Source organism: Cellulomonas biazotea (genome assembly GCF_004306155.1).
Taxonomy (GTDB): Bacteria; Actinomycetota; Actinomycetes; order Actinomycetales; family Cellulomonadaceae; genus Cellulomonas; species Cellulomonas biazotea.
Window position 1 is genome coordinate 1 of record NZ_BIMR01000446.1, and the last position, 3,601, is coordinate 3,601.

The 3,601-nt window shown below is 76.3% G+C and carries 3 protein-coding genes; all 3 read left to right on the plus strand.

All coding sequences use genetic code 11. From position 1 onward, the window contains the following. Positions 1-1,562, plus strand: a 1,562-nt coding sequence (locus CBZ_RS19985; RefSeq protein WP_130783180.1) for an FtsX-like permease family protein, incomplete at its 5' end; no start/stop codon positions are given. Between the two features lie 157 nt (positions 1,563-1,719). Next, entirely contained in the window at positions 1,720-2,748 is a 1,029-nt protein-coding gene (locus CBZ_RS19990; RefSeq protein WP_246013571.1) for an ABC transporter ATP-binding protein, read from the plus strand. Then, positions 2,745-3,467 (plus strand): ABC transporter ATP-binding protein, encoded by a 723-nt coding sequence (locus CBZ_RS19995; protein WP_130783181.1) that lies wholly within the window; start codon positions 2,745-2,747, stop codon positions 3,465-3,467. The genes CBZ_RS19990 and CBZ_RS19995 overlap by 4 nt, the downstream gene beginning before the upstream one ends. The last annotated feature ends 134 nt before the right edge of the window (positions 3,468-3,601 follow it).

Consider the following 3,601-nt stretch of genomic DNA (forward strand, 5'->3'; position numbering starts at 1 on the left):
CCCTGCCGGGCCCGACCAGCGGCCTGACCGTCGCCGCGACGGTCACCGCGGTCGCGGTGCTGGCCCCCGCGGTCGCGTCCGCCCTCGTCGTGCGCCGGGCGTGGACCGGTGCGCGCCAGCCCGCCAACCGCAGCGACCGCGAGCGGATCGCGCGCCGCAAGGGCGCCCGGCGCGCCACTGCCGAGATCGCGTTCGTCGCGCTCGCCGTGGCGGCCGTCGTGTCGGTCCGCGGTCGCGGGCTGCTCCCGTCGGACCGCGGCGTCGACCCGCTGCTCTCGGCAGCTCCCGCGCTGCTGGCCGCCGCGGCGACCGTGGTCGCCGCCCGCGTGCTGCCCCCGGTGCTGCGCCTGCTGTCCCGCGCGACCGCGCGCCGGCGGGGACTCGTCGGGGTCGTCGCGACGGCCCGCGCCGCGCGCGCCTCCGGCACGATGGTCCCGCTCCTCACGCTCACCACCGCGGTCGCGCTCGTCGTGTTCTGCGGGACGGTGGCCGTCACGGTCCGCGACGGGCAGGCCGTCGCCGCCGAGGTCGTCGTGGGGGCCGACGTGCGCGTCGACGGACGACTGACCGTCGAGCAGGTCGACGCGCTGCGCGGCGCCCCCGGCCTGACCGCCGCGGCGGCCGCGACCGAGCAGCTGGGCCGCTCCTTCGGGACGTCGAGCGGCGTCAAGGCGCGGCTCGTCATCGTCGACACCGACGACCTGGCGCGCATCCTCGCGGACCGCGGCGAGCCGGTGGACGGCTGGGACGAGCTGTCGACCGCCTCGGCGGACGGCCTGCCGACGCTCCTCGACCCGGACCTGGTCCGCACGGCGCAGATCATCGAGCCCGAGTTCATGGCGGCGGAGGAGTTCGTGCCGCTCGACGTGCGCGGCACGGTCGCGTCGCTGCCGCGGTTCCCCGTGAGCGACGAGGAGCCGGACGTCGCGGCCGAGCGCGCGCTGCAGCCCGTGTTCGTCGTCGACCGCACCCTCCTCGAGCAGGTCACCGGGAAGGCCGTGCAGGTGACGACCGTGCTGCTCGACGGCCCGGGCGCCCGCGACGCCGTGGCGGCCGCCGGCCTCGACGACGTCCCCGGTGTCGACGTCACCGTCCGTGACGCCTGGCTCGACCAGGCGCGGACGTCGCCGATCGGTGCCGGCCTCGCGCTGCTGCTGCTCGGCTCGGCCGTCGTCCTCGCGCTGTACGCGGCCGTGGCGCTCGCCCTCACGGTCGTCGCGACGTCCCGCGAGCGCGGCCGGACCCTGTCCGCTCTGCGCACGCAGGGTCTCGACGCCCGGACCGCCCGTGCCCTCACGCTCGGCGAGCTCGCCCCGCTCGCCGTCACGGCCGTGCTCCTCGGGACGGCGATCGGCATCGCCGTGCCGTGGGCGCTGACCGACGCGCTCGGGCTCGACCTGCTGACCGGCGCGCCGGGCACCGCGGAGCTGCGGCTGTCCTGGTGGCCGGTCGTCGGGGCGGCGGCCGTCGTCGCGCTGAGCCTCGTGGTCGCGGTCCTGGTCGAGTCCGCCGCGCACCGCCGCGAGCGGCTCGGCGAGGTGCTGCGGGTGGGCGAGCGATGACCGCCCCGCCGACGCCGCCGCGTGTGCCGGCTCGCGCCTCGACCTCGCCGCCGGGTCGGTACGGTCCGCCACCGGGTCCGCCACCGGGTCCGCCACCCGGCCCGCGGTCGCGACCGGCCCACCGCACGTCCCCGTCCCCCACCCACCGGAGGTCCTCGTGAACGCCACGCAGACGCTCGACGGGCCGTCCCTCGTCACGCTCGAGGAGCGCGCCCGCCGCCGCACCGGTGCGTTCGGCGAGGACGCGCTCATCGTGTGCGACTCGCTCGTGCGGATCTACCAGTCCGAGGGCGTCGAGGTGCAGGCGCTGCAGGGGCTCGACCTGCTCGTCGAGGACGGCGAGCTCGTCGCGATCGTCGGGGCGTCGGGCTCCGGCAAGTCGACCCTGCTCTCGGTCCTGTCCGGGCTCGACGTGCCGACCGCGGGGCGCGTGCGCGTCGGCCCGTGGGACCTCATGTCGATGACCGCGAAGCAGCGCGTCGCATACCGCCGGTCGATGGTCGGCTTCGTGTGGCAGCAGACGGCGCGCAACATCGTCCCGTACCTGACGGCGACCGAGAACGTGGAGTTCCCGCTCGCGCTCGCCGGTGTCCGGCGGAAGGTACGCGCCCAGCGGGCCGCCCAGCTGCTCGACGTCCTCGGCGTCGGCTACTGCGCGCAGCGACGGCCCAGCCAGATGTCCGGCGGCGAGCAGCAGCGCGTCGCGATCGCCGTCGCACTGGCCAACAGCCCCCGCGTGCTGTTCGCCGACGAGCCGACCGGCGAGCTCGACACCGCGACGTCGCACGACGTCCTCGAGGGGCTGCGCACCGTCAACCGCGAGCTCGGCACGACGGTCGTCGTCGTGACGCACGACTCCGGGGTGAGCGAGCACGTGCAGCGCACGATCGCGATCCGCGACGGCCGGACGAGCTCCGAGGTCGTGCGCCGCACCCACACCGCGGACGACGGCACCGAGCACGTCGTCGCCGAGGAGTTCGCGGTCCTCGACCGTGCGGGCCGCGTCCAGCTGCCCCGCGAGTACCGCGAGGCGCTCGACCTGGTCGGCAAGGTGCGTCTGGCGCTGGAGTCGTCGCACGTCTCGGTGTGGCCGGACCGACCGGCCGGTCCCACCGGCGGGCCCGCCGCGGGACCGGGCGCCGGTGCCGGCACGACTCACGGCACGGACGGGCAGGAGGAGCGATGACCACGACGACGGACGCACCGGCGGGTGCGGCGACCCGCCCGGGCCCGGCCCTGGTGAGCGTCGAGCACGTGGGCCGGACGTACGGCACGGGCGCGGGCGCGGTGCACGCGCTGCAGGACGTGTCGTTCACGATCGCCCCCGGAGAGCTCGTCGCGCTCGTCGGCCGCTCGGGATCGGGCAAGACGACGCTGCTCAACATCATCGGCGGCCTCGACAAGCCCGACGCCGGGCGCGTCGTGGTCGACGGCCGCGAGGTGTCGTCCCTCGACGAGGGCGGCCTGGTCGAGCTGCGGCGCGACGTCGTGTCGTTCGTCTTCCAGACGTTCGGCCTGGTCCCGGTGCTGTCGGCGGCAGAGAACGTCGGCGTCCCGCTGCGGCTGCGCAAGCTCCCCGCGGCGGACCGCGAGGCCCGCGTCGAGCTGCTGCTCGACCTCGTGGGTCTCGGCTCGCACGCGCAGCAGCGCCCGGGCGAGATGTCGGGCGGTCAGCAGCAGCGCGTCGCGATCGCCCGGTCGCTCGCGAACTCCCCACGCCTGCTGGTCGCGGACGAGCCGACCGGGCAGCTCGACACCGAGACCGGCACGGCCGTCATGGCGTTGCTGCGCGCGGTCGTCGAGGCCGAGGGCATGACGGCGATCGTCTCGACGCACGACCCGCTGATGATGTCGCTCGCGGACCGCGTCCTGCGCATCGCGGACGGGCGCCTGGTCGAGGGCTGAGCGCCCACCTGGTCGAGGGCTGACCGCGCGACGGCCCGACGCCCCAGGACGGACGACGGCCCCCGACCGGTCCTGCCGGTCGGGGGCCGTCGCCGTCAGCGGATCAGGTCCACTGCGTCAGCGTGAGGCCGGCC